The sequence below is a fragment of the Trueperella abortisuis genome, from assembly GCF_030811095.1.
Taxonomy (GTDB): Bacteria; Actinomycetota; Actinomycetes; order Actinomycetales; family Actinomycetaceae; genus Trueperella; species Trueperella abortisuis.
In genome coordinates this window covers 2,309,204-2,332,718 of the sequence record NZ_JAUSQL010000001.1, presented here as the reverse complement: position 1 = coordinate 2,332,718, position 23,515 = coordinate 2,309,204, and the positions used below count along the sequence as shown (strand labels likewise).

General features: G+C 64.4%; 25 protein-coding genes. 19 read left to right on the top strand and 6 right to left on the bottom strand.

The window, feature by feature from the left end; translation table 11 throughout:
• Positions 1 to 372: 372 nt before the first annotated feature.
• Positions 373 to 612 (top strand): hypothetical protein, encoded by a 240-nt coding sequence (locus J2S45_RS10515; RefSeq protein WP_296931147.1) that lies wholly within the window; start codon positions 373 to 375, stop codon positions 610 to 612.
• 73 nt (positions 613 to 685) lie between these two features.
• Positions 686 to 1,111 (top strand): hypothetical protein, encoded by a 426-nt coding sequence (locus J2S45_RS10510; RefSeq protein ID WP_307635371.1) that lies wholly within the window; start codon positions 686 to 688, stop codon positions 1,109 to 1,111.
• 329 nt (positions 1,112 to 1,440) lie between these two features.
• On the opposite strand, the gene J2S45_RS10505 is transcribed toward J2S45_RS10510, so the two are convergent.
• Positions 1,441 to 1,710 carry a hypothetical protein gene (locus tag J2S45_RS10505; RefSeq protein WP_307635370.1) on the bottom strand — a complete coding sequence of 90 codons (270 nt, stop codon included), beginning with the start codon at positions 1,708 to 1,710 and terminating at the stop codon, positions 1,441 to 1,443.
• A gap of 171 nt (positions 1,711 to 1,881) precedes the next feature.
• Between J2S45_RS10505 and J2S45_RS10500 the strand changes: the two genes are divergently transcribed.
• Both J2S45_RS10500 and J2S45_RS10495 read left to right on the top strand, forming a co-directional pair.
• Positions 1,882 to 2,931, top strand: a complete 1,050-nt coding sequence (locus J2S45_RS10500) for an FMN-binding negative transcriptional regulator (RefSeq protein WP_307635369.1) — start codon at positions 1,882 to 1,884, stop codon at positions 2,929 to 2,931.
• A 70-nt stretch (positions 2,932 to 3,001) separates the two neighbouring features.
• The gene (locus J2S45_RS10495; RefSeq protein ID WP_270973985.1) at positions 3,002 to 3,742 is read left to right on the top strand and encodes a phosphoglyceromutase; all 741 of its coding nucleotides are present in this window, start codon (positions 3,002 to 3,004) and stop codon (positions 3,740 to 3,742) included.
• Between the two features lie 190 nt (positions 3,743 to 3,932).
• Here J2S45_RS10495 and phoU read toward each other — a convergent pair whose 3' ends face one another.
• Positions 3,933 to 4,607, bottom strand: coding sequence for a phosphate signaling complex protein PhoU (gene phoU / locus J2S45_RS10490; protein WP_270973986.1), 675 nt, complete (start codon positions 4,605 to 4,607; stop codon positions 3,933 to 3,935).
• 200 nt (positions 4,608 to 4,807) lie between these two features.
• On the opposite strand from phoU, the gene J2S45_RS10485 reads away from it, so the two are divergent.
• From J2S45_RS10485 to J2S45_RS10450, 8 genes are all read left to right on the top strand, one after another.
• The gene (locus J2S45_RS10485) at positions 4,808 to 6,001 is read left to right on the top strand and encodes a sensor histidine kinase (RefSeq protein WP_307635368.1); all 1,194 of its coding nucleotides are present in this window, start codon (positions 4,808 to 4,810) and stop codon (positions 5,999 to 6,001) included.
• Positions 5,998 to 6,693, top strand: coding sequence for a response regulator transcription factor (locus J2S45_RS10480; RefSeq protein ID WP_296930137.1), 696 nt, complete (start codon positions 5,998 to 6,000; stop codon positions 6,691 to 6,693). The genes J2S45_RS10485 and J2S45_RS10480 overlap by 4 nt, the downstream gene beginning before the upstream one ends.
• 92 nt (positions 6,694 to 6,785) lie before the next feature.
• Positions 6,786 to 7,322 (top strand): CarD family transcriptional regulator, encoded by a 537-nt coding sequence (locus tag J2S45_RS10475; RefSeq protein WP_270973992.1) that lies wholly within the window; start codon positions 6,786 to 6,788, stop codon positions 7,320 to 7,322.
• Positions 7,322 to 8,071 carry a 2-C-methyl-D-erythritol 4-phosphate cytidylyltransferase gene (ispD, locus tag J2S45_RS10470; protein WP_300047889.1) on the top strand — a complete coding sequence of 250 codons (750 nt, stop codon included), beginning with the start codon at positions 7,322 to 7,324 and terminating at the stop codon, positions 8,069 to 8,071. Before J2S45_RS10475 ends, ispD begins: the two co-directional genes overlap by 1 nt.
• Positions 8,071 to 8,538 carry a 2-C-methyl-D-erythritol 2,4-cyclodiphosphate synthase gene (ispF, locus tag J2S45_RS10465; RefSeq protein WP_307635367.1) on the top strand — a complete coding sequence of 156 codons (468 nt, stop codon included), beginning with the start codon at positions 8,071 to 8,073 and terminating at the stop codon, positions 8,536 to 8,538. Before ispD ends, ispF begins: the two co-directional genes overlap by 1 nt.
• A 40-nt stretch (positions 8,539 to 8,578) precedes the next feature.
• Entirely contained in the window at positions 8,579 to 9,655 is a 1,077-nt protein-coding gene (locus tag J2S45_RS10460; protein WP_307635366.1) for an aldose 1-epimerase, read from the top strand.
• A 167-nt stretch (positions 9,656 to 9,822) separates the two neighbouring features.
• Entirely contained in the window at positions 9,823 to 11,118 is a 1,296-nt protein-coding gene (locus J2S45_RS10455; RefSeq protein ID WP_296930108.1) for an AAA family ATPase, read from the top strand.
• 61 nt (positions 11,119 to 11,179) lie between these two features.
• Positions 11,180 to 11,725, top strand: a complete 546-nt coding sequence (locus J2S45_RS10450) for an RloB family protein (RefSeq protein WP_307635365.1) — start codon at positions 11,180 to 11,182, stop codon at positions 11,723 to 11,725.
• A gap of 239 nt (positions 11,726 to 11,964) precedes the next feature.
• On the opposite strand, the gene J2S45_RS10445 is transcribed toward J2S45_RS10450, so the two are convergent.
• Positions 11,965 to 13,335 carry an MFS transporter gene (locus J2S45_RS10445; RefSeq protein ID WP_307635364.1) on the bottom strand — a complete coding sequence of 457 codons (1,371 nt, stop codon included), beginning with the start codon at positions 13,333 to 13,335 and terminating at the stop codon, positions 11,965 to 11,967.
• 248 nt (positions 13,336 to 13,583) lie between these two features.
• Between J2S45_RS10445 and cysS the strand changes: the two genes are divergently transcribed.
• The 6 genes from cysS to J2S45_RS10415 all read left to right on the top strand — a co-directional run bounded on the left by cysS (position 13,584) and on the right by J2S45_RS10415 (position 20,094).
• On the top strand, positions 13,584 to 15,005 hold the full coding sequence (gene cysS, locus J2S45_RS10440; RefSeq protein WP_307635363.1) for a cysteine--tRNA ligase: 1,422 nt from the start codon (positions 13,584 to 13,586) through the stop codon (positions 15,003 to 15,005).
• Entirely contained in the window at positions 14,998 to 15,975 is a 978-nt protein-coding gene (rlmB, locus tag J2S45_RS10435) for a 23S rRNA (guanosine(2251)-2'-O)-methyltransferase RlmB (protein ID WP_307635362.1), read from the top strand. The genes cysS and rlmB overlap by 8 nt, the downstream gene beginning before the upstream one ends.
• A gap of 60 nt (positions 15,976 to 16,035) precedes the next feature.
• Positions 16,036 to 17,307 (top strand): hypothetical protein, encoded by a 1,272-nt coding sequence (locus tag J2S45_RS10430; RefSeq protein WP_296930096.1) that lies wholly within the window; start codon positions 16,036 to 16,038, stop codon positions 17,305 to 17,307.
• Positions 17,300 to 17,875, top strand: coding sequence for an ASCH domain-containing protein (locus tag J2S45_RS10425; RefSeq protein WP_307635361.1), 576 nt, complete (start codon positions 17,300 to 17,302; stop codon positions 17,873 to 17,875). The genes J2S45_RS10430 and J2S45_RS10425 overlap by 8 nt, the downstream gene beginning before the upstream one ends.
• A 137-nt stretch (positions 17,876 to 18,012) precedes the next feature.
• Complete coding sequence (locus tag J2S45_RS10420; protein ID WP_307635360.1) at positions 18,013 to 19,380, top strand: uracil-xanthine permease family protein; 1,368 nt, start codon at positions 18,013 to 18,015, stop codon at positions 19,378 to 19,380.
• 138 nt (positions 19,381 to 19,518) lie between these two features.
• Positions 19,519 to 20,094 (top strand): LytR C-terminal domain-containing protein, encoded by a 576-nt coding sequence (locus J2S45_RS10415; protein WP_270974026.1) that lies wholly within the window; start codon positions 19,519 to 19,521, stop codon positions 20,092 to 20,094.
• 93 nt (positions 20,095 to 20,187) lie between these two features.
• On the opposite strand, the gene J2S45_RS10410 is transcribed toward J2S45_RS10415, so the two are convergent.
• Both J2S45_RS10410 and J2S45_RS10405 read right to left on the bottom strand, forming a co-directional pair.
• Positions 20,188 to 20,772 (bottom strand): GNAT family N-acetyltransferase, encoded by a 585-nt coding sequence (locus tag J2S45_RS10410; protein WP_307635359.1) that lies wholly within the window; start codon positions 20,770 to 20,772, stop codon positions 20,188 to 20,190.
• 71 nt (positions 20,773 to 20,843) lie between these two features.
• On the bottom strand, positions 20,844 to 21,485 hold the full coding sequence (locus J2S45_RS10405; protein ID WP_307635358.1) for an MBL fold metallo-hydrolase: 642 nt from the start codon (positions 21,483 to 21,485) through the stop codon (positions 20,844 to 20,846).
• A 231-nt stretch (positions 21,486 to 21,716) separates the two neighbouring features.
• On the opposite strand from J2S45_RS10405, the gene J2S45_RS10400 reads away from it, so the two are divergent.
• On the top strand, positions 21,717 to 23,003 hold the full coding sequence (locus J2S45_RS10400) for a hypothetical protein (RefSeq protein WP_296930083.1): 1,287 nt from the start codon (positions 21,717 to 21,719) through the stop codon (positions 23,001 to 23,003).
• 36 nt (positions 23,004 to 23,039) lie between these two features.
• On the opposite strand, the gene J2S45_RS10395 is transcribed toward J2S45_RS10400, so the two are convergent.
• The gene (locus tag J2S45_RS10395) at positions 23,040 to 23,459 is read right to left on the bottom strand and encodes a hypothetical protein (RefSeq protein WP_307635357.1); all 420 of its coding nucleotides are present in this window, start codon (positions 23,457 to 23,459) and stop codon (positions 23,040 to 23,042) included.
• Positions 23,460 to 23,515 lie beyond the last annotated feature (56 nt).

Below are 23,515 nucleotides of genomic sequence, written 5' to 3'. Positions count from 1 at the left end.
ATTTCCCTTATCTGACGATGCAGTCGAGCGTGTTCAAGTACGTCGGGATCACTGGTTGGAACGCCAGAGTTTACTCTCGAGGGGAGGGGGCAGATGAATGACACACACATCTTACTCAGGTCGTTGCAACAAATGAAGAGACTCAGGATCCTGTCGTAGCCGACCCAAATATCGTGTGGCGGGTAAAGCAAGCTGCTTCCTGCCTTGCAAGAACTGCCACTTTGGTTGCGTTCGGCCCCGCGAGAGTCGCAACAGTATCTGCAAAGTCTACAAGATGCTCAACGCCGGTTCGACGGTCATCGACCTTGTCGGCCTTCGTGCTCGCTACAATACTCACATTGGGGTTTTCTTGATTCTTGAAATGGAGTTGTTATGCCAGATTATCTAGACGACCCCCTCCTTTTTGCCTTGATTTCTCTTGTCATTACTTTTGGGTCGCTTTTCGTGGTTTATATGGAAATGCCTCCAAGAATCATCAAGAAGACGGGCAAGACTCGGCCTATCGGTGAGCGCTTGTCAGGGCTAAGTAAGAATGGCAAGGTATTCCTGTTTGTGTCCGCGGTATCGGCGGTGGGTTCAATCGCAGCTGTTATCGATCTCCTCGCCGCATAGTGGTCTGGCGTTACCCATGTTTTGTTGACACCAGCTAAAAGGGATTAGACCGATGGAAGGGAGATGACCACTGGTGGAGTATGTGACGGATATTCACGCATTGAACCTGCCTTCGGATACTGACACGACTGGGGATTGGCATGCTAGTGCTTTGCAGTGGTCACAGTTGCGGATGGCTAACTCTGATGATTCGGTGTTCGGGGATTGGGGGATTACCCGAGATTCTTCGGTGCGGGTTCCCGAGCATGAGGGTAGGCGCTTCAATATTGCTAACCATGTGCGTGCCGTGCTGGATATGATCGAGCACGGCCGCCTATCGGTAGCCCAGGGTATGCGCAAAGACTACATCGGCAACGATGCGTATAACGTTGAGATTTTTCCGCGCGTGTGGCTGCTCCGCGGTACGGACAATTGGCCCAATGTTGACCGGTTTATGAGAAAAGAATACGGGTTGGCTTGGCTGAAGTTTTCCCAGCAGGCGAGTTCTGGCGTGGCGTGAGGGGCGCCACGACGTCCGAGATCAAATCTCGTCCTACCTCGGAAAGCGTAATCACCTGGTGCTTTCAAGGCTTGACCTGAAAAGCCAGTACCGTCAGGGCTAAGAGTCGCAAGGGCAGTTCCTGGCCCACTGCCGCCATGTTCGGTGTGACCGCTAAGTGCGGTTACCGGCGGCAACACGTCCTTGGCTGGCTGTCATACCTGCGCCGGGTTGTCCGCCAAGAAAGATCGTGACAGGTTCGCGAACGTGGATCGCGTCAGCGAAAACATCCGGAGCGATCTGGGATATCCAGCGGCGACGTAGTTCAGCCTCATCCATTACGAGGCGTTCTATGTGAACAGACTTTCGCGAGCTTGGCGGGCCTGGGCATGCCACTTTTCGATGCACGCGATTTGGGCGTCACGGTCATCAGGGTCAACACTTGCCCGTTCGTTTTGCAAAGCAATCTGCTGGTCAAGTAGCGCGCGGACGCGATTGTGGTCGCCTCGGGCTTCGGCCTGATCGCTCAACGCGACAAGCACGCCCCCGTAATAGGTGCCAGCTTCATAGAAGACGTCATAGAGCACCGTGTCACCATAATCATTGTATGTGAACTCCATCAGGCTTCCTTTCACTCCTCACCAAATGTAACCGGCGTCCGCCGCGGGGCCCCAACACATTCTGTCGCTGAGGTCGCCCTCGACGGTTTTGACTATGTCAATCGCGGCGAGGTGGGCTTGTGCGCGACGGCGTCGTGAAAAAATGTCGGAGGCGGCTTGTAGAGTGGGAGCATGTACGTCGCACAGCAACATGCCATGGATCGCGCCGCAGCTCTCGAGGTAGCTCGAAGCATCGGCGTCGGGCAACTTGTGTCCGTTGGGGAAGGCGGCCTGAACGCCACGTTCCTGCCCTTCAATATTATCGAGCGCGAAGGCCGGGTAGTGGCACAGTTCCACCTCAACCGCGTCAACCCGCAGTGGAAGGACGCGGGGGAGGCGATGGTCATCGTTCAGGGTCCCAGCGCGCACGTCTCCGCCCTTGACTTCCCGCCCGAACGCCCGGGTGCCAAGCTGCCCACCGTCCCCACCCTCAACTACGTGACGGTTCACCTCAAGGGCACCCTCTCGATTCACGACGACGCGGAATGGAAGCAGGCCCATTTGACCAGCCTGGTGGAGCATTTCGAGCGCGAATGGCGGGTGGGGCGGCACACGTCTTATGAGCTCGTGCATGCGGCTTTCGCTGCGATGGTGGGCGTGGAGCTGGAGGTGGCAGAGGTGATCGGAAAGGCGAAGTTGAGCCAGAATTTGTCGGCAGATGCTATCGCCCAGACGGCGCAGCACCTGCGCGAGCGGGACGCGTCGGCATGCCCGGTGGCAGACCTCATGGAGGAGATCGCTATTCCCTGGGCTAAGGAGCGCGAGGGGCGCGTGGAGGACGCCCGCCGACTGCCGATTGCGTGGGGTCAGAAGGAAGATCCGCGCCGCTACGTCGTCGACTACAACTGGCTGTGGGTTGATCCCCCATCCAATGACGGCACGCCAGCTGTGTTGCGCCTCGTGTTGACTGACGGGATCAGGACGCGCGCGCGGGTCGCCGCGGACGCATGGTTGGCCGGCCTGCCCTCTGACGGGCGGATGCGTGGCAGTGGAGGTTGGGCTGTCCGGGAAGCTCGTGAATGTCCGCACTCGGGGGCATTCGTGGTGGAGCTGATTTCAGCTGGCGAGGACGTGGCGGACGGGATCGAGGCTGCGGCGGAGGACGCATATGCGAACCTCATCGCGGGCACCGACCTGGGGGTCAGGTGGGAACAGCTGCCGCGCGAGGAGTCCCACAAATGAGGGACCATTAAACGATAGAATGAAGTTGATGCGCGAAAACGCGCAACCTCTTCGAAAGAGAAGGAACAATATGGTGTACAAGTTGGTGCTCGTTCGCCACGGCGAGAGCGAATGGAACGCAAAGAACCTCTTCACCGGATGGGTGGATGTGCCGCTGTCGGAGAAGGGCGTGAAGGAAGCGAGCCACGCCGGCAAGCTCCTCACCGATGCGGGTGTGCTGCCCGACATTCTCCACACGTCGCTGCTACGCCGCGCGATCATGACTGCGAATCTTGCGCTCGACGCCGCCGACCGCCACTGGATCCCGGTTCACCGGAACTGGCGCCTCAACGAGCGTCACTACGGCGCCCTGCAGGGCAAGAACAAGAAGGAGATCCGCGACGAGTACGGCGAGGAGAAGTTCATGCAGTGGCGTCGTTCCTTCGACGTCGCCCCGCCGGAGATCGAGGTCGGCTCCGAGTACTCACAGGATTCTGACCCGCGCTACGCCGGAGAGCCAATTCCGCTGTCGGAGTGCCTCAAGGACGTCATCGCCCGCCTGCTCCCGTACTGGGAGGAGGCCATCGTCCCGGATCTGAAGACGGGTAAGACCGTGATGATCGCGGCCCACGGCAACTCGCTGCGTGCCATCGTCAAGATGCTGGACGAGATCTCGGACGAGGACATCTCCGGCCTCAATATCCCCACCGGCATCCCGCTCTACTACGAGCTTGACGAGGAGACCCTCAAGCCGGTCAAGAAGGGTGGCACCTACCTCGACCCCGAGGCGGCAAAGGCCGCCATCGAGGCCGTGGCCAACCAGGGCAAGTAGCAGGAGACTGCCTGCACAGGGGCGGGCGGCTCCGAACGTGGCGAATGCCGGTTCGGAGCCGCCCGCCTTGCCGTGCGAGTGCCCAATCCGCCTAGCCCGGCCCAGCCGGCGAGCGCCTAGCCCAGCCGGCGAGCGCCAGCCCAGCCGGCGAGCGCCAGCCCAGCCGGCGAGCGCCAGCCCGGCCGGAGCCTTAGAACTCCTCGATCTGGCCCATCTCCTCCGCGTCCAGCGCCATGCCGGTCACGAGAAAGCGCATGCGGTGAGCCACCGAGACGCCGTGATCGCCAAAGCGCTCAAGGTAGCGGCCGAGCAGGATGATGTCGACGATCTCCTGGCGGGTCAGCTCCAGAGACTCATCGAGGACGTAGTCGAAGGTGCGGGTGTGGAGGTCGTCGAGGACGTCGTCGTCGGCGATGATACGGTCGGCGATGGACAGGTCTTGGGTCTCGACGAGGCGCGCCACGAGCACGCCGACCTCGGCGGCCTTGGTGGCCATCTCCTCGAACAGATCCTTGACTTCGCCCTGGACGACGGCGTGGGGGAAGCGTCCGCGGGCGACGTAGGCGACGTGGCGGGCGAGGTCGCCCATGCGTTCGAGGGTGGCGGACAGGCGCAGTGCGGAAACAACGGTGCGAAGGTCGCCGGCGACTGGTGCCTGGCGGGCGAGGAGGGAGATGCCCATGTCGTCAATGTTTCGCTCGAGCATGTCGATGGAGTGGTCGGCGTCGATGACCCGTTCGGCGAGTGCGAGGTTCGCGTCCTTGAGAGAGGCGGCGGCGCCGGTCATCGCTTTCGCGGCGGCCTTGGCTTGCAAGACGAGGGTGTCAGACAGCTCTTGCATCTGCTGACGGAATTGTTCGCGCAACGGTACTCCTTGTTCGTGTGCCGCGGATGGATGTGAGTGACCCGGTTGGCGGGCTAAGAGGGGCGCGGCTTCGCTCCCTCGTGAGATTTCATCACGTTCAGGTGAACACAATTCACCGGGTAGGTTAACGGCAATTGACGGTTTGGCAGACGTGTGGGAGTTGACCCGGGAGTGTCGGTGGGATGGTTTACGCTTGAATTATGGCAGACGGTTTCAGCTTCGGGGTGGGTTTCCTCCTCGGCATTCTTGTGGTTGTGGTGGCGATTGCGGCCTACGAGATTTCGCAGCGGCTTCTGGGCAGGGCGGATGCGCCGGCGCCGGCGGTGGATGATTCGGACGTGATCGCGCTGCTTGCTGCCTTGCCGCAGTCGCACATCGTGTTGGGTGGCGACGACGCCGTGTTGCGGGCGTCGTCGATCACCTCGGCCTACGGGCTGGTGCCGCATGGTGAGCTGCGCCAGGAACTTCGGGACTTGGCGGCGGAGGCACGTTCAGCGGGTGCAGTCTCGGTGCTGGACCTGCGACTTCCGCGCTTGGATGCGGACGTGCCGGAGCTGCGCCTGTCGGTACGGGCCACCCCGATCTCGGGGGATAAGGTGCTGATCCTTTTCGAGGACAACACGGAAAAGCGCCGCTTGGAGGAAACGCGGCGGGATTTCGTGGCGAATGTGTCGCACGAGCTGAAGACGCCGGTGGGCGCGATCGGGTTGTTGTCGGAGACGCTGGCGCAGGTGGCCGATGAGCCGGAGAACGTGCGGCGGTTTTCGGCGCGGCTGACGACGGAGGCGGAGCGGCTTTCCCAGCTGGTGCAGGAGATCATCCAGCTCTCCCGGCTGCAGGATTCGAATGCGCTGGCCGATTCGGAGTTTGTGGAGGTGGACGACGTCGTGACAGAGGCTCTGGACCGGGTGCGAGTGGAGGCTGAGGCGCGCGACGTGCGCCTAGTTTCGGGTGGCGCGTCTGGGTTGCAGGTGTACGGCGATCGGGCCCTGCTCACGACGGCGGTGCGTAACCTTCTCGACAACGCGGTGCGCTACTCTCGCCATTTTGGGCAGGTGTCGGTGGCTGTGGCTGCGGAGTCGGGGGAGGTCCATATTTCTGTGATTGATCAGGGCGAAGGCATCCCGAAGGAGAGCCGCGAGCGGATCTTTGAGCGCTTCTACCGCGGTGACCGGGCCCGCTCGCGTGAAACTGGGGGAACGGGGCTAGGGTTGTCGATAGTCAAGCACGTGGCGGCCGAGCACGGTGGTCGGGTCAAGGTGTGGAGCAAGAGGGGGCAGGGTTCGACGTTCACCATGATCCTGCCCGAGGCATACGTGCCGGAGAGCGCCGGGGCACACACGCCGGAGGGCGTCAAGAGCCAGGAGGTTGTGGATATGGAGGGCGCACGATGACGCGGATACTTGTGGTGGAGGACGAACCCACCTATCGAGACATGCTTGAGTTTAACCTGTCGCGGGACGGCTTCGAGGTGGAAACGGCGTCAGATGGCCTGGCGGCGGTGGAGAAGTTCGGGGAGGGCATCGATGTGGTGCTGCTCGACCTCATGCTGCCGGGGATCTCGGGCAACGAGGTGTGCCGGCGGATCCGCGCCCAGTCCCAGGTTCCGATTATCATGCTCACCGCGAAGGACGCGGAGATCGACAAGGTGGTGGGACTGGAGATCGGCGCGGACGACTACGTGACTAAGCCGTATTCCTACCGTGAGCTGGTGGCCCGCATCCGGGCCATCCTGCGCCGGGTGGCCGATGCCCCGCTGCGCGAGGAGTCCGCGGAGCTGCTGCGCGTGGGACGAATCGAGATGGACCTGGATGCACACGTGGTCCGCGTCGCGGGTGAGCCGATCCGGATGCCGTTGCGCGAGTTCGAGCTGCTGGAGCTGTTCATGGAGAACCCGGACCGGGTGCTCACGCGCGGGCAGATCCTCGACCGCATCTGGGGCATGGCCTACATTGGTGATTCGAAGACGCTGGACGTTCACGTCAAGCGGATCCGTTCGAAGATCGAGGTGGAGCCGGCGAATCCACGGGCGTTGGTGACGGTGCGCGGATTGGGCTACAAGCTCGTGTCGAATCCGGAAGGCTAGGTTTTCTTTTCGGCGAAACTTTTGGAACGAGAGCGGGCAAAGCTCAATGGTAGAATGGGTGGGAAATCGATTCAGAAAAGAGTGATCCCCCAGTGAGCTTCAAAGTTGGCGAGACCGTCGTATACCCGCACCACGGTGCGGCCTACATTGAGGAAATCTCAGAGAAGACGATGCGTGGAGAGACCCGCACGTACCTGACGCTCCGAATCCTGCAGGGCGATCTCATTATTCAGGTGCCACAGGAGGCGCTTGAACAAGTGGGTGTTCGCGACGTCTCGAATGAGGAGCAGCTCGAGCGTGTGTTCGACGTGCTACGCGAGACGGACGTGGAAGAGCCGGCGAACTGGTCGCGCCGTTACAAGGCCAACGGTGAGAAGCTGACGTCGGGCGACGTGAACAAGGTGGCTGAGGTGGTCCGTGACCTCTCTCGCCGCAACGTTGACCGTGGCCTGTCGGCTGGTGAGAAGCGCATGCTTGGCCAGGCCCGCGCGATCCTGGGTTCTGAGGTGGCGCTGGCCCGCGACATCACGGACGAAGAGGCCGATGTCCTGCTCGATGAAGTGATGGGGATTGACGCGGAGTCGGCGGCAACGGCCGCCACCCCGGAGTCGGCCGAATCCGCAGACTAATGTCAATCGCCGCCGTCATCGCCGGCGCCGGCTCGGGTACCCGGCTTGGCGCCAACATGCCCAAGGCGCTCGTACCGCTCGCCGGCGTCCCCCTGCTGGTCCACGCGATCCGAGGGATGAACGCCGCGGGGGTGGACGACGTCGTCGTGACCATTCCCGCCGGGCAGCGGACGCGGGAAGATTTTGAGAGGGCGCTCGCGGACGGCGGTGTGAGCGCGCGACTCGTCGTGGGTGGGAAGACGCGGCAGGGCTCCGTGGCCAACGGCCTGGAGGCCGTCACCAGCGATCTCGTTCTCATTCACGACGCCGCTCGGGCGCTGACGCCGGTGGCCGTCATTGATCGCGTGCGGGCCGCTCTGGAGGCGGGTTACGACGCCGTGGTGCCGGCGCTGCCGGTGACGGACACGATCAAGGAGGTCGGCGAGCGGCGGGCGGCTGTGAGCGCGGCTGGGGCGTCCGACGTCGTCGGAAAAGTGGATGTGGAGCCCGTGGTTGCGACCCTCGAGCGGGGCCGGTTGCGGGCGATGCAGACGCCGCAGGGGTTTCGCACGCAGCTGGTACGTGAGGCGCATCGGGTCGGGCGCGAGCGCGGGGCGGATGAGCTGAGCGCGGCGCCAGATGATGCAGCGCTGGTGGAGGCGATGGGCAGCGAGGTCGTGCTCGTGGAGGGATCGCCGGAGGCGATGAAGGTGACCACCGCCTGGGATTTGGCGGTGGCGCAGATGCTGTTGGAGAAAAGAGGGCGTTGATGCGTGTGGCCACGGCTTTTGATGCCCACCGGTTCGCTGATGACGACACCCCGCTCTACCTTGCGTGCCTGCGCTGGGACGGTGAGCGAGGGCTGGAGGGACACTCGGACGGAGACGTGGCCGCTCACGCGGCGTGCGATGCGATCCTCATGGCCAGTGGCGTGGGCGAGCTGGGCACGGTGTTCGGCACGGACCGCCCGGAGTGGGCGGGCGCTTCGGGGGAGGCGTTGCTGGCGGAATCGGTGCGGCTGGTGCGCGAGGCTGGCTGGCGGATAGAGAACGTGTCGGTGCAGATCATTGGGCAGAGGCCGCGTTTCGCGCCGCGCAAGGTTGAGGCGGAGGCCGCAATGAGCGCTGCGCTGGGGGCGCCGGCGACAGTGTCGGCCACCACCTCGGATCGGATGGGCTTCACCGGGCGGGGCGAGGGGCTGGCGGCGATTGCGACCGCGTTGGTGAGTAGGGCGTAACCGAGAACGGCGCCCGGATTCGAAGAGTGAGGAGCTAGGAATGTTCATCGAGATCTCGCACGGTGACCAGCGGCTTCGGCTGTCGACCCGCGGAGCGATGATCCTGGGCTGGGATCCCGGTCTTGGCTCGTCGGTTCTGGACGGGTACCGGAGCGCCGCCGAGCAGGAGGAACTCGACGGGTTCCGCAACGCCGTGCTCGTGCCCTGGCCGAACCGGACCGCCAACGCTCTCTGGGACGACGACGGCGTGGCCCGCTCCACCCTCGGGGTCACGAACGAGGAGGGTCTGCACGGGCTGGTGTGGGGTCTGGAATTCACGCCGGTCGGGCTGGAGCTGGGTGACGGGGATGCGGCTCAGGCCGACCATGTCGAACTGGTCGCCACGATTCCCGACTCGTCGGCTTTCCGCGGCCCGATCGAGGTGCGGATTCGCTACGACATCTCGATTCCTGGCGAACTGGGCGTGACGGTCTTCGCTCGAAATGGTGCCGGCCGCCCGGTGCCGATCGGGTTGGGCTGGCACCCCTACTTCACGGTGGCCTCGCTGGCGGAGGCGCGGTTGTGGTTGCCGGCAACGGAACGGATTGTGGTGGATGGCAGGCTGTTGCCGCTCGAGGGGGAGGCGGCCTTCGTCCCGATCGACGAGGGGACTGGGACGCGTGCGGCCCCCGTGGCGGGTGCGGGCGTGCCCGTGCGGCCCGCACCCGCGTGGGTTCCGGCAGCCGACTTCCTCCGTGAGATCAACCTCCACGATGCTCTCGACTCCGCCTTCACCGGCCTTCACTTTGATGGAGGTGCGGCCACCGCCTACGTGGACACCGGCCTCGGCTACGGACTGTCGATCGCGATGGGCCGATCCCGAAGCCTGCCTGCCGGGTGCGCGGGCTCGCCGTCCGGGTCGGCTCAGGCCGACCGGGCCGCCAAGCCCGCGCCCTGCCGCGCCAATTTCCACGTTTTCACGGGGGCGCCGCTCAAGCGCGACCCGATGAAGTCGATCGCGATTGAACCGTGCTCGACCATGGCCAACATGCTCAACCGGCCCGAGGAGAAAGCGCGCATGATGGTTCCGGTGGGCGGCGAGTGCGAGCTCAACGTGCGGGTAGCTCTCATGCGCTAGCCGGTGGCCGCCAGCCGGGGTTCGCGGGTGGAGCGACATGCGTCGTTGGGGGCCACGTCGTCTTAATGGAGAGGCCTAGTCGATAGTGTTTCGCTCTCTGAATCAAAAACTGGGGCAGTATTGAGAAAAAATGTCACGAATCGCGGCTAGTTTGATATCCTGATGATATGTTTATTAGCTTCGCTGTCGAGAATTTCCGTGCTTTTGCGGATCGCGCGGAGCTCGATTTTGCGTGCCCTGGATTTGACACGGTTCTTCCACGCGAAGGCAAGTCGTGGACGGATGTGCTGTCCCCGGTGACGGCGATCTTCGGGGCGAATGCCTCCGGCAAGTCGACGCTGATTATGGCTATTGAGGTCCTCGGTCGTGCCGTGTGGCAGCAACGCGCGGGTCGGTTCCTTTATCAGCCTTCACTAGCCTGCGCTGAGCCATCTCCGACCACGAACTACGAAGCTGATTTTGTTGTCAATGGTATCCGCTATCGGTACACGGTTCGCGCCGCCGACTGGGGTGTAGCGTTCGAAGAGTTGCGTTCCTACGAGAATCGATGGCCGCGCAAGATTTTCTCTCGTTCTCAAGAGAGCCTGGATATGCCGATGAAGTTCTCGAAAGGTGCAGCGCTCCGTGGACCTTCGGATGAGGTACGGAAACTGACGAAGGCCTCAGCGCTCTATCTAGCTGTAGCGCTTGATTACGGGCACGCGGGGCTGGAATCTATTGCTGAGGCGCTCGCAGCGGGCCGCGGCATTCAATCCTTCCCCGCCAACTCGCGCTCGCGTTTCGCCATAACAGAACGGATAATCCAAGAGATGCTTGCGGGTGGCAGTGATGCGGAGGACTTGGCCGAAGCCCTCTTGCGTGTCGCCGATGTCGGCATCGAAAGTGTGAAGGTCAAACAAGAACGCATACCGCCAGCGTTACTTGAACGGATGCGGCGCTCGATGGGCGACCCTGCTGTCGAGGATGAGATGGCTCCCAACGTCCCGGAGATGCGATCGAAGGTGGTTTTTGTTCATCGCGGCGCGGGAGGTAAGACGTTTGAGTTAGCGCTTGACGCCCAAAGTGCTGGCACCCAGGTATGGCTCGTCATGTCTTGGCGGGCGCTGACTTTGATGAAGAACGGTGGCATCCTCCTCGTCGACGAGTTGGACGAGAGCCTTCATCCGAGCCTCGTGCGGTTCCTTGTCGAGCTTTTTCTCAATCCGGAATACAACCGGAAGCATGCGCAGATCATCTTCACGACCCAGGATTCTGGGCTCCTGGGTAACTCGCCAGTTCGCCTACTTGAACCGGCGAGTGTGTGGTTCACCGAGAAAAACGATGAGGGGCGTTCGGAGCTTTTCAGCCTGGCCGATTACCCCATTCATCCGAATAGCAACTTCGAAAAGCGCTACCTGGCCGGCGCGTACGGCGCAATTCCGAGTATCGACGACCGGTCGCTCGTACGCTGGCTGGAGAATTGAGCGCCGAGCGATGGGTAGGAGGCAGCCGGGCCGGCGTCGGCGTACAGAGAAGACGACAATCTTGCTGGCCACGAATGGGAAGATCACCGAACGAGAGTACCTAACGTTGGTTCAGAAGAGGGTTCACGAGGATCCAGCGAAGAAACTCTCCGTCAAAGTGCAGGCGGTCGATGGGGAACCAGAACGGGTGCTGCAAAAGCTGACCGCCCCGGCCGGTGATACCTCGAGTTACGACGAGGTGTGGATCGTCGTCGACGCCGATGGCAAGGACAGGAGGGGCTTCGTTGACCAGTGTCTTAGGAGCGGGGCAAAGGGCCAGAAGATCCGTGCGGTGGTCTCTGATCCGTGTTTTGAGGTCTGGCTATGCGCGCATTACCAGCGCATCGGCAACGTAGCTACTCAAAGTCAGGCTCAGAACCAGTACGCGCAGGTACATGGCGGTGACCCAAAGGACAAACGCTTGCCGGTGGATTTCCCGTTCGACAACTGGAAAGATGCCGTGGGATGGTGCATCCTTTCCAACGGGCGAGTGCCGGAAAAGGACACGGATTATCCGCCCTGTCCGGGCACGATGATGCCCGTGCTCATGAAGCGACTGTTTTCGTAGACCAGCGCGGCAACCAGTTTGCCGTTGCACATCCTGCACGCCCGCCCCAGCCCGGGTACCGGGCCTGAATCTCGGGTCGCCGGCGGCGTTGCTGTAGGTAACTGGTGAGTTTTGGGTTGGAAAGGGCCGGTTTTGGTGATGAAAGCTCTCAGATTCACCAGTTAGCTACAGGTTGCGCGGGTAAGACCCCGGGAGGCCGGCGGCCGGCCTCGGGGCTGAGCCGGGTAGCAAGCCCGCGGCTACGCCTTGGCCTCTGGCTGCATCTCAACCTTCGGCTGCGCCTTGACCGGCAGGAACGCGAGCAGGCCTAGGACCAGCACGAGCGTGATGCCGAGAATGCCGAAGTAGGCGGCCTCGTCCACGCCGATGCCGAGTAGCGCGGCGCCCACGGTGATCGCGGTGGAGTACATGAACGGCGCCAGCGCGGAGACGGCGCGGCCGGTGGTGGCGTACAGGCCGAAGATCTCGGCCTCCTCCCCCGGCGGGGCGATGCGGGCCAGGTAGGTGCGGGAGGCGGACTGGATGGGCCCGACGAAGATGCACAGGATGAGGCCGAAGACCCAGTAGACCTGCTTCGGCGACAGCGGCCCGACCCCGGCGTGGAAGAAGAACACGCACAGGCCCATGGCGACCATCGAGGTCAGGGAGATGATGATGACGGCGCGGGCGCCGAGCTTGTCGTCGAGCCAGCCAAAGCCGATGGTGGCGATGCCGGCCACCACGTTGGTGGCCACGCCGAACACGATGACCTCGTCCGGGCTGAAACCGTAGGCGGTGCCGGCGAGGACGGCGCCGAAGGAGAAGACGCCGGCGAGGCCGTCGCGGTAGACGGCGGAGGACAGGAGGAACCACACGACCTGGCGGTCGGAGCGCCACAGCGTGGCGATGGACTTAAGCAGCTGGCGATAGGACTCGATGATGCCGAGTCGAGGGGTATCCGTGCGCGCGGGCTTGTTCGACAGTGTGAAGAACAGCGGCAGGGAGAAGAGGAGGAGCCAGGCGGAGGCGAGCAGCATGGCGACTCGGATGTTGAGCCCGTCCTTGCTGGTCACGCCGAACCAGCCGACCTCGGGGCTGATAAATCCGACGAAGAGGATCAGCAGAAGCACGATCCCGCCGAGGTAGCCTAGTCCCCACCCGAACCCGGAGACGCGCCCGACGTTGTGTGGTTCGGCAAGGTCGGAGATGATGGCGTTGTAGATGACGGAGCCGGTCTCGAAGACGATGTTGCCGGCGGCGATGAGGAAGAGGCCGAGCCACAGCCCGGACTGGCCGGGGATGACGAAGTAGAGGCAGGCGATGATGATTGCGGTGGCGGTGGTGGTGATGCGCAGGACGGTGGCGCGCTTGCCGCTGCGGTCCACGGCCTGACCGAGGGCGGGAGCGACGACTGCCACGAGAATGCCGGCGACCGTGAGGGCGTAGCCGAGGAGCCGGTTGGCGTCGGGTCCGAAGAGGTTGGCGTTGGCGAGGTAGACGGCGAAGACGAAGGTGGTGACTACGGCGTTGAACGCTGCGGAGCCCCAGTCCCAGAGCCCCCAGGCCCATACGGTTTTCGTCAGAATCTTGCCGGATGTTGGGGCGGTCTCGACCGCGGTTGCGTGGTTCATAGTCTTAACATACGTCCTTTTTGTGACTGTTTGGTAAATCCGACGACGCCGTCCTGCGGCTCGCGTGCGTCCTGCGGCTTGCGTCCGCCCTACGGCTCGTGCCCGCCCTACGGCTCGTGTGCGCCCTGCGCCTTGTGTGCGCCGCGCCGGTCGACGACGCCGGAGGCCCGTTGTTGGCGAAGAAAATGGGCGCGCAACCGCTGGGGATGAAATGGGCGAGTGTCGGCGTGAACCGGTAGGCTGGAGGGGTGAAGATTTTTGATTCGAAGACCAAGTCACTGCGCGAATTCATCCCGATCGAACCGGGCAAGGTGGGCATCTACCTGTGCGGCGCGACGGTCCAGAGCGCGCCTCACATCGGCCACATACGCTCCGCGCTGGCATTTGATGTGCTGGTGCGGTGGTTGCGCCGTTGCGGGTATGACGTGACGATGGTGCGCAACGTGACCGACATTGATGACAAGATCTTGGCCAAGTCGGCGGAGGCGGGCCGGCCGTGGTGGGCGTGGGCGTACCGCTTCGAGAGGGAGTTTGCCAAGGCCTACCGCGACCTCGGGGTGCTCGACCCCACCTATGAGCCGCGCGCCACGGGCCACGTGCCCGAGATGATTGAGCTGATTTCTACCCTGATCGAGCGGGGGCACGCATACGTGGGCGAGCCGGGTAACGTCTACTTCGATGTGACTTCCCTGCCGGATTACGGATCGCTGACGAACCAGTCGGTGGAGGATCTTCACGACGACGAGGAGGCGGCCTCCGACAAGCGCGGCCCGCACGATTTCGCGCTATGGAAGGCGGCGAAGGCGAACGAGCCGGAGACGGCGTCGTGGGAGACGCCGTGGGGTCGCGGGCGTCCGGGTTGGCACCTGGAGTGCTCGGCGATGGCGGGGCGCTACCTGGGCGATGCTTTCGATATTCACGCCGGCGGCATCGACCTGCGTTTCCCGCACCATGAGAACGAGCAGGCGCAGTCGCACGGGGCGGGCCGGGAATTTGCCCGGTACTGGATGCACAACGCCTGGGTGACTATCGAGGGCGAGAAGATGAGCAAGTCGCTGGGGAACTCGCTCACGGTGGAGAACATCCTTCGGGAGCACCCGGCGGTGATCGTGCGCCTGGCGCTGGGTACGGTCCACTATCGCTCGATGGTGGCATACTCGGATTCGACGTTGACGGAGGCCGGCGCGATTTGGGAGCGCCTGGCCGGATTCGTGCAGCGCTCGGTGGATACGGTGGGCGAGGTCCCGCTTGAGGAGATCGCGGCGCTCGGCCACGACGACTTCCCGGAGGAGTTCGCGGAAGCCATGGATGATGACCTCAACGTGTCGGCCGCCCTGGCCCAGATTCACGAGCACGTGACGGTGGGCAACAATGCGCTCGCGGATAACGATCACGTGGAGGCCCGTGCGCAGCAGGTGCTTGTGCGCGCGATGCTGGATGTGCTGGGGCTGGATCCGATGGCGGAGCCGTGGCGGCGCGGGGTAGCGACGTCGACGATGCACGACGCGCTGGACTCGCTCGTCAACCGGGTGCTTGAGGAGCGCGCGCAGGCTCGGGCGAACAAGGATTGGGCGCGTGCGGACGCGCTACGCGACTCGCTGACGGCGGCCGGCATCACGGTCGAGGATTCGGCGGAGGGCGCGCGTTGGAAGGTGGGCGACCTTGGCTAAAACTCATCGCGGGCGGCCGGGGGCCGTGCGCAAGAACACCCGCAAGGGCAGCGGCAAGGGAACGGGCGGGCACTCCCGCAAGCGGCTGGAGGGCAGGGGCCCGACCCCGAAGGCGGAGGACCGCACCTACCACCCTGCCTACAAGAAGAAGATCGAGCGTGAGGCGGCGGCGAAGCGCGCCGAAGGGCCGAAGCTGCGCGGTCACCTGCACCAGCCGGAGGGATACGAGTTGGTCGCGGGCCGCAACCCGGTCTACGAGGCCGTCCAGTCTGGGATTCCGTATGAGCGGGTGTTCCTTGTGGGGGCGATGTCTCACGACGAGCGGGTGGCCGAGGTCGCCCGCGCCGCGATGGACGCCGGTACGGCGATCGTGGAGGTCACGCGCACGGAGCTTGACATGATGACGGGCGGCGCGGTTCACCAGGGTATCGCGATCGAGGTGCCCCCGTATGAGTATGTGGACGTGGAGCGGCTGGTGGCGATCGGGCAGCGCGCGGGGAGGCCCGGCCTCATTGTTGCGCTGGATTCGGTGACGGACCCGCACAACCTGGGTGCGGTCATGCGCTCGGCGGCGGCCTTTAGCGCCGATGGCGTGCTCATCCCGGAGCGGCGGTCGGCGTCGGTGAATGCGACGGTGTGGAAGGTCTCGGCGGGGGCGGCGGCACGACTGCCGGTCGCGCGGGAGACGAACCTGGTTCGTTCGCTGAGCTGGCTCAAGGAGCAGGGATATTTCGTGTTGGGTCTCGCGGGGGACGGCGACGTCGACGTCGCCCACGCGGGTATGGCGGACGTGCCGGTGGTGCTGGTGACGGGGTCGGAGGGGGCCGGGTTGTCGCGGCTCGTGCGTGAGACGTGCGACCTCATCGTCTCCATCCCGATCGATTCGGCCACGGAGTCGTTGAACGCGGCGGTGGCCACCGGGATTGCGCTCTACCAGATTGATTCCGATCGAAAAGACGTGCAGGTCTAAAATTCTGTCGGAGGCCTGCGATAGGCTGAGAAACGAAAGTAGACCGGCGAAGGAGGCGACATGGCATCGTGGCGAACAGTTCACGGGCATATCCACAGGCTCGACCAGACGCTTGTGACGGACGCGGACATTGAGGCGTTTTTCGCTGAGGAACGTATTCTTGGCCGCGGAAAGCCGGACGGCGAGGGTGGCTACACGTTTGAGGTGGCCGTCGGGGGCCGGCGTCGTCGCATAGCCACGTTGGACGAGGCGGGCATGGTCTTCCGGGGGCGCTCGGTCAATGACCTGGTGGAGCAGCTCTCGGAGCGGTTGCGCAAGGTGGAGGTTGACCTGGATGGCACGGTCGCCCATGGCCCGATTGATCTTGGCTCGGTTGACATCTCGGATGAGGCGCTGGCGGAGGACGTTGACGATGAGGGTCCTACCAGCGACGCCGAGATCCACGACGCCGCTTTCGACCGTGAGGGCGCGATGCTCGTGATCATCGACCTGCCGCTGTCGGAGGTGCCGGGTATCGTCAAGGCGGAGGACGAGCCGATGGCCGTGTCCAAGCTGGGCGAGGCGCTGGTGATGGTGGCTAAGTCGAGCCTCGATTCGGTGCGCCAGATTTTCCCGCGCCCGTCGTTTCAGATCATGGTGTCTGCGGGGAAGGTGGAGGAGAATCCGACCCTGTACGTGCGCCGGGATAACTCGTATCTGACGTGGGATTGGAGCGGGGAGCTACCTGTCTTCCCGTGGATCGATCCTGACTCGGAGGCCTATGAGTTCGTGGTGGATGAGACGGGCGCCGGCGCGGTTGCCCGCAAGATGGTGGCCGACGTGATCGCGGCCCGTTTCGGTGACATCCGCGCGGCCTTGTGTAGCGAGGAGGGGCCGCGGGCGCTCGTTGACGCCTTTGGCTTGCCCGGCGAGGTGGCCGACGTGCTGGAGGGCACCGGCGAACTGGCGCAGATCCCGAACTCGCGGCTCTTTGAGCCGAGCAGCGCGGGCGCGGCCTTCGAGGATCGGCTCGCTTTCGAGCTGGCGGGCGAGGGCTTCGTCGAACCGAACGTGGCCGGGGTATACCGCAAGGTGTACCTGGAGCGCCCGTGGGCCGTGGCATTCACTTCCGCCGCGCAGGCAGCGGTTGGCGGGGCGATGCTGGCCTCGGCATTCGGTAGGTCCGGGCGTGGAATGTCGTGGAGGATGCGGGCGCTGGTCGGCGGGGGCGTCGTCGTCTCCGGTTTGACGCGCATTTTGACTACCGCGTATGCCGCGGAACTTGTGCGGCAGAAGCAGAACGAGATCGACACGTGGAAGCGGATGCATAACTGGCAGGAGAACCATGGCTGAATTGGAGCCAGGAGGGTCGGGCGTGGGCGACGCCTTCGGCGAACAGCCCGCGCCGGGCGGCATGGACGCGCCGCTGGCGCCTGCCGAGGCGGATCTTGAGGCGTTCTGGACGCACGCGATCATCGCGGGCCGGCTCAACCCGATCGACGCGGTCGGTGGGCAGACCGATCTGGTCTCCCTGCGCCCGGGTGCCTTTGCATTCGGGGAGACGCGGAGCGCTGCGAACGAGCTGGCGGAGCTCGTGATCGCGGGCCGGAAGACGGCCACCAGCAGCTACAGTGCCGCTTACGGCACGGAAGGCGAATCGTTCCCGGGTGTGGACGACATGTGGATCCTCTGCGACGGGGAGGGGCGCCCACGGGCGCTGCTACGCAACACCGAGGTCAAGGTCGTCCCGTTTAACGAGGTGGGCCAGGATGTCGCCCGCGCGGAGGGTGCCGCGGATCTGCCCTCTTGGCGCGCCGAACACGAGCAGTTCTTCCAGTCCGAGGGCGCCGAACTGGGCTACGCCTTCGACCCGGCTGGCGGCGTGGTGATCGAGTTCTTCACTGTGCTCTACGCCGGCTGAACGCGCGAGTCCGAGGCGTGGGCGGGCGTCTCATTGGATGGTGAGACGATTTCGGATATGCGCCGGGGCTGAGTACTATCGATCGGGGTCGTGAACAGGATTCGCGGGTCCTCGACGTTTACTCAATGGAGGCTCGTATGGCTAGATTTACATGGAAGCTCCACGGCGATGGACATTCGATCGCGCCGGGGGAGGTTGTTCTTCCAAACGAAAGACTGTCGTGGCCGATTACGTTCGGCATCGGCGCACAACACGTGGTGGCCATGTTTGGGGCCACCTTTTTAGTACCCTTGCTCACCGGGTTCGATCCGTCGACCACCCTCTTCTTCACCGGCGTAGGCACGGTCCTCTTCCTGCTTATCACGGCGGGCCGCCTGCCCTCCTACCTCGGCTCCTCGTTTGCGCTCATCGCGCCGATCGGGGCGGTCACCGGGTATGTGGCCGGCGGGGGAGCGCCGGTCGACGCCGCGAAGGCCTCCCTCGCCCAGGGTGGCGTGATCGCGGCGGGTGCGGCGCTGGCGCTGGTCGGCGTCGTCGTGCACTTCGCGGGAGCGCGATGGATTGACAAGCTCATGCCGCCGATCGTGACGGGCGCGATCGTGTCGCTCATCGGATTCAACCTCGCGCCGGCCGCGTGGGGGAACGTGCAGCAGGCGCCGGTCACAGCCGTCGTGACGATCGTGACGATCCTGCTGGTCACGGTGCTATTCAAGGGAATCATCGGGCGCCTGTCGATCCTTATCGGCGTGGTGGTCGGCTACATTACGGCGGTGCTGCGCGGCGAGGTGAGCTTCGACGCGATCTCGTCCGCCGGCTGGGTGGGCGCGCCGCACTTCCGCGCCCCCGACTTTGACGTCACCCTCTTGGGCCTGTTCGTGCCCGTGGTGCTCGTGCTCATCGCGGAGAACGTCGGCCACGTGAAGTCCGTTTCTGCGATGACGGGCCAGGACCTCGACGACATCACCGGTCGGGCGCTCTTCGCCGACGGCGTCTCAACCATGCTCGCTGGCTCGGGCGGCGGCTCCGGCACCACCACCTACGCGGAGAACATCGGAGTGATGGCCGCGACCCGCGTGTACTCGACGGTTGCCTATGTCATCGCGGCGTTCATCGCGCTCGGGCTGTCGATGCTACCCAAGTTCGGTCAGCTCATCGCCACCATCCCGCCGGGGGTGCTCGGCGGCGCCGCCACCGTCCTGTACGGCATGATCGGTATGCTGGGCGTCCGCATCTGGGTCCAAAACCGCGTCGATTTCTCCGACCCGGTCAACCTCAACACGGCCGCCGTGGCGATGGTGATCGCGATCGCGAACTACACCTGGCACTGGGGTTCCATGACGTTCGAGGGCATCGCGCTTGGTTCGTTTGCCGCGATCGTCATCTACCACGCGATGCGCGCTCTCTCGCGTTGGCGCGGCACGACGATCGAGCCCGCCACTCCCGCCTCCGCGCCGGCCGGCGCCGAGCTGGAGCCCGGCGCTCTCAACCGGGAGCCGAAGCTCTAACGCGTTCCCTGGCGGTGGGGGGCGTCTGGTCGCCCGCACCCACCGCCAGGCGGGGCGCGCGGGCTCGGGCGTCGTCGTCATCCCTCAGTACCCCTAAGATTCGTGCGCGAGGCCGGTGATATCCGCTAGATTGGACGGGTGAGTTCTAACGCCCGCGCGGAGTACCGCAAGCACACGCAGCAACGCCAGACTGTCATCTTCGGCTCAATCATCGCCGTCATGGCGGTGCTCCTTGTGTTGGGGACGCTGACGTGGTCGGGGCTGCTGCCCTTCCCGTTCGAGCGAGAGTTTTCAAGGCCGCCGGACACGGACGCCGTCGTGTGCCCGATCGACGGCGCGGAGCACGTCGATCCCGCCACGATCACCGCGAACGTCTACAACGCCACCACCCGCACCGGGCTGGCAAGCAGCGTGGCGTCGTCGCTGTCGGCGGCAGGGGTTTCCGTGTCGGAGACGGCGAACTGGGGCGGGGAGGAGGTCACCGAGCCGGTGCGCCTTTACTCGAGCCTCAACGGCGTGACCAACGCCTACACCCTGCGGGCCTTCTTCCCCGAGGCCCAGGTGCACATCGACCCCAATATCACCACTGAGGTCGTGGACGTGGTGCTGGGCGAGGGGTACTCGGACCTCGTTGCCGCCCCGACCGAGGAGCAGCTCGTGGCGGCGATGGAACCCGCTGAGGGCTGCGTCCCGCTCGATACCTTCCAGGACTAGACGTTCAGCGTGGGGTATCGGCGGCGCCGCAGGCCAGAGGCCGGGCGAGGATCCCCGCGGGCGCAACGTCGCGGGGTCGACGACGCGCGGAGCTCAGGCGAGGGGGAGCATGACAGCCTGGTAGTCGCGATCCTCAACCCGAAAGCCGCCGAGGGGGAGGAAACCGAGGCGTTCGTGAGCGGCGAATGACGGTGCGTTCTCGTCCTCCATGAACGCCAGGAGGTGCGAGTAGCCCTTCGTTTGCGCCTCGTCGGCAACCGCCTCGACGAGTTGCCGCAGGACGCCGCGGCCGCGATAGTTTTCGGCGACGACGCTCGGGCCGTAGAGCACGGGGGAGTCGAGGCGGGCGGCCTGAGCCAGCTCCACCGTGCGCGCTGCCGGGCTCTCGCCCGGACGCTGTGCGCTAGGTTTGCCGGTGAAGGCGTCGGGGGCGTGGATGACGGTCGCGGCAAAAACCTCCTCGCCGTCGGTTGCGACGAATCCGGATCCGCCAGTGGTGAAGGAGCGGAGACGCTCGGGGCTCATGCGTCCCTGAACGAAGCCCTGCTTGGCGCGCTCATCAGGGCTCAGAGCATCGCGGGCATTGGCTGCGTAGATCTTGGCGACTGCGTCGATGTCGGCCTCGGCCATGGGGCGGACGGTGATCGAACCGTTTGTGGTATCAGAAATGTGAGTCATGCTGGGTGAACGCCGTGCGTTCGGCGCTTGTTCCCGGTGTGCTCACGGTCTCGGTTGATCGCCGGCGGTGCTTAGCGCGGCAGCGTGACCGACTCTCCGGGATCAAGGCTGATCGCCTCGCCCCCGTAGCTGCGGGCGATGCGGGCGAGGGTCTTCTGGCCGAAATCGCGGCCGAGATCATTGAGTGTGCCGTCGTGGAGCCCGATGACGCGCGCGGGCGTCACCGCGCGCAGGTATTCCTCGAGTTGCGGGGTGTTCTGCCACGGTGCCGCGAGGGCAACGATAAGGGTGTCAAGGCCCTTGATCTCCGGGCGAGCGTCGCCCGGGTGGAGGACAAGGCCCGCGACGAGGTATCCGACGTTGACGATGACGTCGTCGTCGACGCTGGCTGTGGCTTGTTCGCGCCCGATGACGCGAACGCTTATGTCACCCACCATGAACTCGTCCCCCTCGCTGACGAGGGTCTGCCGATCGGCGTGAGTATCAAGGTTGAGCTGGGTCGGAGTGTAGACGCGGAGGTCGGGATTGTCGTCGAGGGCGCCAGCGAGGGCCGGGACGTCGACGTGATCGAAATGGTCGTGCGTCACGAGCACCGCGTCAGCGCTTGCAACAGAGGCGGGAAAGCCGAAGGCGCCGGGGTCGACGACGAGTGTTGTGGAGCCCGACGTGATCGTGAGCGCGGCGTGAATACCGCGTGTCAATGTCAGTGTCATGGGGAACCTTTGCCGGACGGAGCTTACACGCCCGCGATGGAGCTAACCTGGGCGGGGCGTCTTGAACGTATCACCTGCGCTAGCGCACGGTAAGTGAGCCGGTTCATATTTGCGGGTGGCGGAGGACTGCCACTGCTGGGAATAAAGTGACGCCACTTCCCATTTCGTCGGTAGGAGCACCTCCTACCGTTCAATATTTCTGGGAATCCAGCTCAACTGAAGGAAGTAATCATGAGTGCAATAACAGTGTCAACCGCAGACGAACTCGCCAACGCCATCGCAGACGGTTTCATGGACATTCGTGTCGAGGGCACCATTGCCGGCTCCCCCTCCATCACCCTCCCCGAGGGCGCCACCCTGTCAGGAGGAACGCTCGAGTTCACCGGGAAAGGTGTTCGGCTGACAAGGAACAATGCGCTCAAGGACATCACAATCACGACGGTCGACTACGAGGTCGCCGTCTATAACGACACAAGTATCGACGACGCCGGAACTCTCGTCCTGCACAATGTGACGACGGTTGGCCAGATCTACCTTGTGGCTGACGACAACCTGCGCAGGATCCGCGTGGAGGCAGATCAGGTGCACGTCAAGGCGGCCGACGTACGCGGGCGTTCCCGTCAGCCGCACGGCTTTGGAGTCGACGTGCTCCAGGGCGGCTTGACGCTGTGGAATCTGCAGCCGGATGCTGACACGGAGTTCACTGCCACCCTCAAGGGCATCAACATCGGCACGCCGCTGACGCCGGTCCGCGGATCGGGCGTCTTCCTCGACGGCTACACGGATCGCGAGGGCAAGCTGACTGGCGGTGCTCTGCGCGCGGACGTGCTCGAAACCGGCACGGTCATCACCGACGGAGGTATCGTGCAGGGCACGGGTGACAAGATCACTGGAGCCGTGTTCGTCCTCGGCGGAGCCGTCGTCGATCGCGTCGAGAACAATGGCGCGACGGTCACTCACGGCGCGAATGACATGGCGCTTGACCTGTGGGGCAAGACCCTGGAGTGGGTGGCGAACGCCCCGGTCACAACCACGGGTGCCTCCGGTATCGGTTTCGTCAACTTTGGTCAGATGGGCCGCCTCGAGATTAACGCCCCAATTGCGACGACGGGCCTGGGCGCCCGCGGGTTCAACGTCTACGATGGCTCGGTAGAATCGGCGACCTTCGATTCCATCACCACCCATGGCGACGGCGCTATTGGCATCCAGGTCTCGAAGCCGACGGGCCCCATCGTGGTGCGTGGTGACGTGCGCACGACGGGCGGCGAGGGCATGAGCCTCGTCAAGGGCGTGCAAATGAAGCTGAAGGCGACGGCGGTCTCCATCAAGCCCGGCGCGGAGGTGGCCTCCCTCAAGGTCGGTGGGACGGTGGCGACCGGGGGCGCCGATCTTGTGACCTTCGAGGTCCTCGAAGGTGGATCGATCGGGGAGCTCTCGCTTGGCGAGGTGACGGCGAGCGGTTCCGGCTCAGTAGCGACGAAGATCGACGGCGACGTCCCGGAGAACGATCAGAGGTAGGCGCCTATTTCCTGTCGCCGTATTCGGATCGGGCGCTCAGTCGTTTTCTGCGGAGCGAGCTAGCGCGCGATCGGCGTCACGCAATGACAAATACGTGGCAACGCCCGACAGTGGGCCGATCCAGAGGGCTTGCCGGGTGTGGGCCAGGCGGACGCCAGCGGCGCGGCGGCGCTCGCCGCGAGCAAAGATTTTCCGCTCCAAAGCGGCATCGAGCGCAATTGAGCCCGCCAACGCGGCGATGCCGGCGGCGATCATGCCGGCCAGCGCTATCGGCTTCTGCGGAAAGCCCGGGTCTTCCGGGCTTTCCTGGCCGCTCGGGTCTTCCGGTCTGCTCGGGTCTTCCGGGCTTTCCGGGTTTTCGGGCGCGGGCGCGTCGGGGGTGAGGGTGTCGTCGTCGTTGAGACGCGTCGTCGTCTCGTGGGTGGCGATGGCGGTGATGGCAGCTATGCATCCCACGCGTGCCGCGATTCTGAGCGGTCGGCGGCGGAGAAAATCGGGCAAGGCGTAGTAGA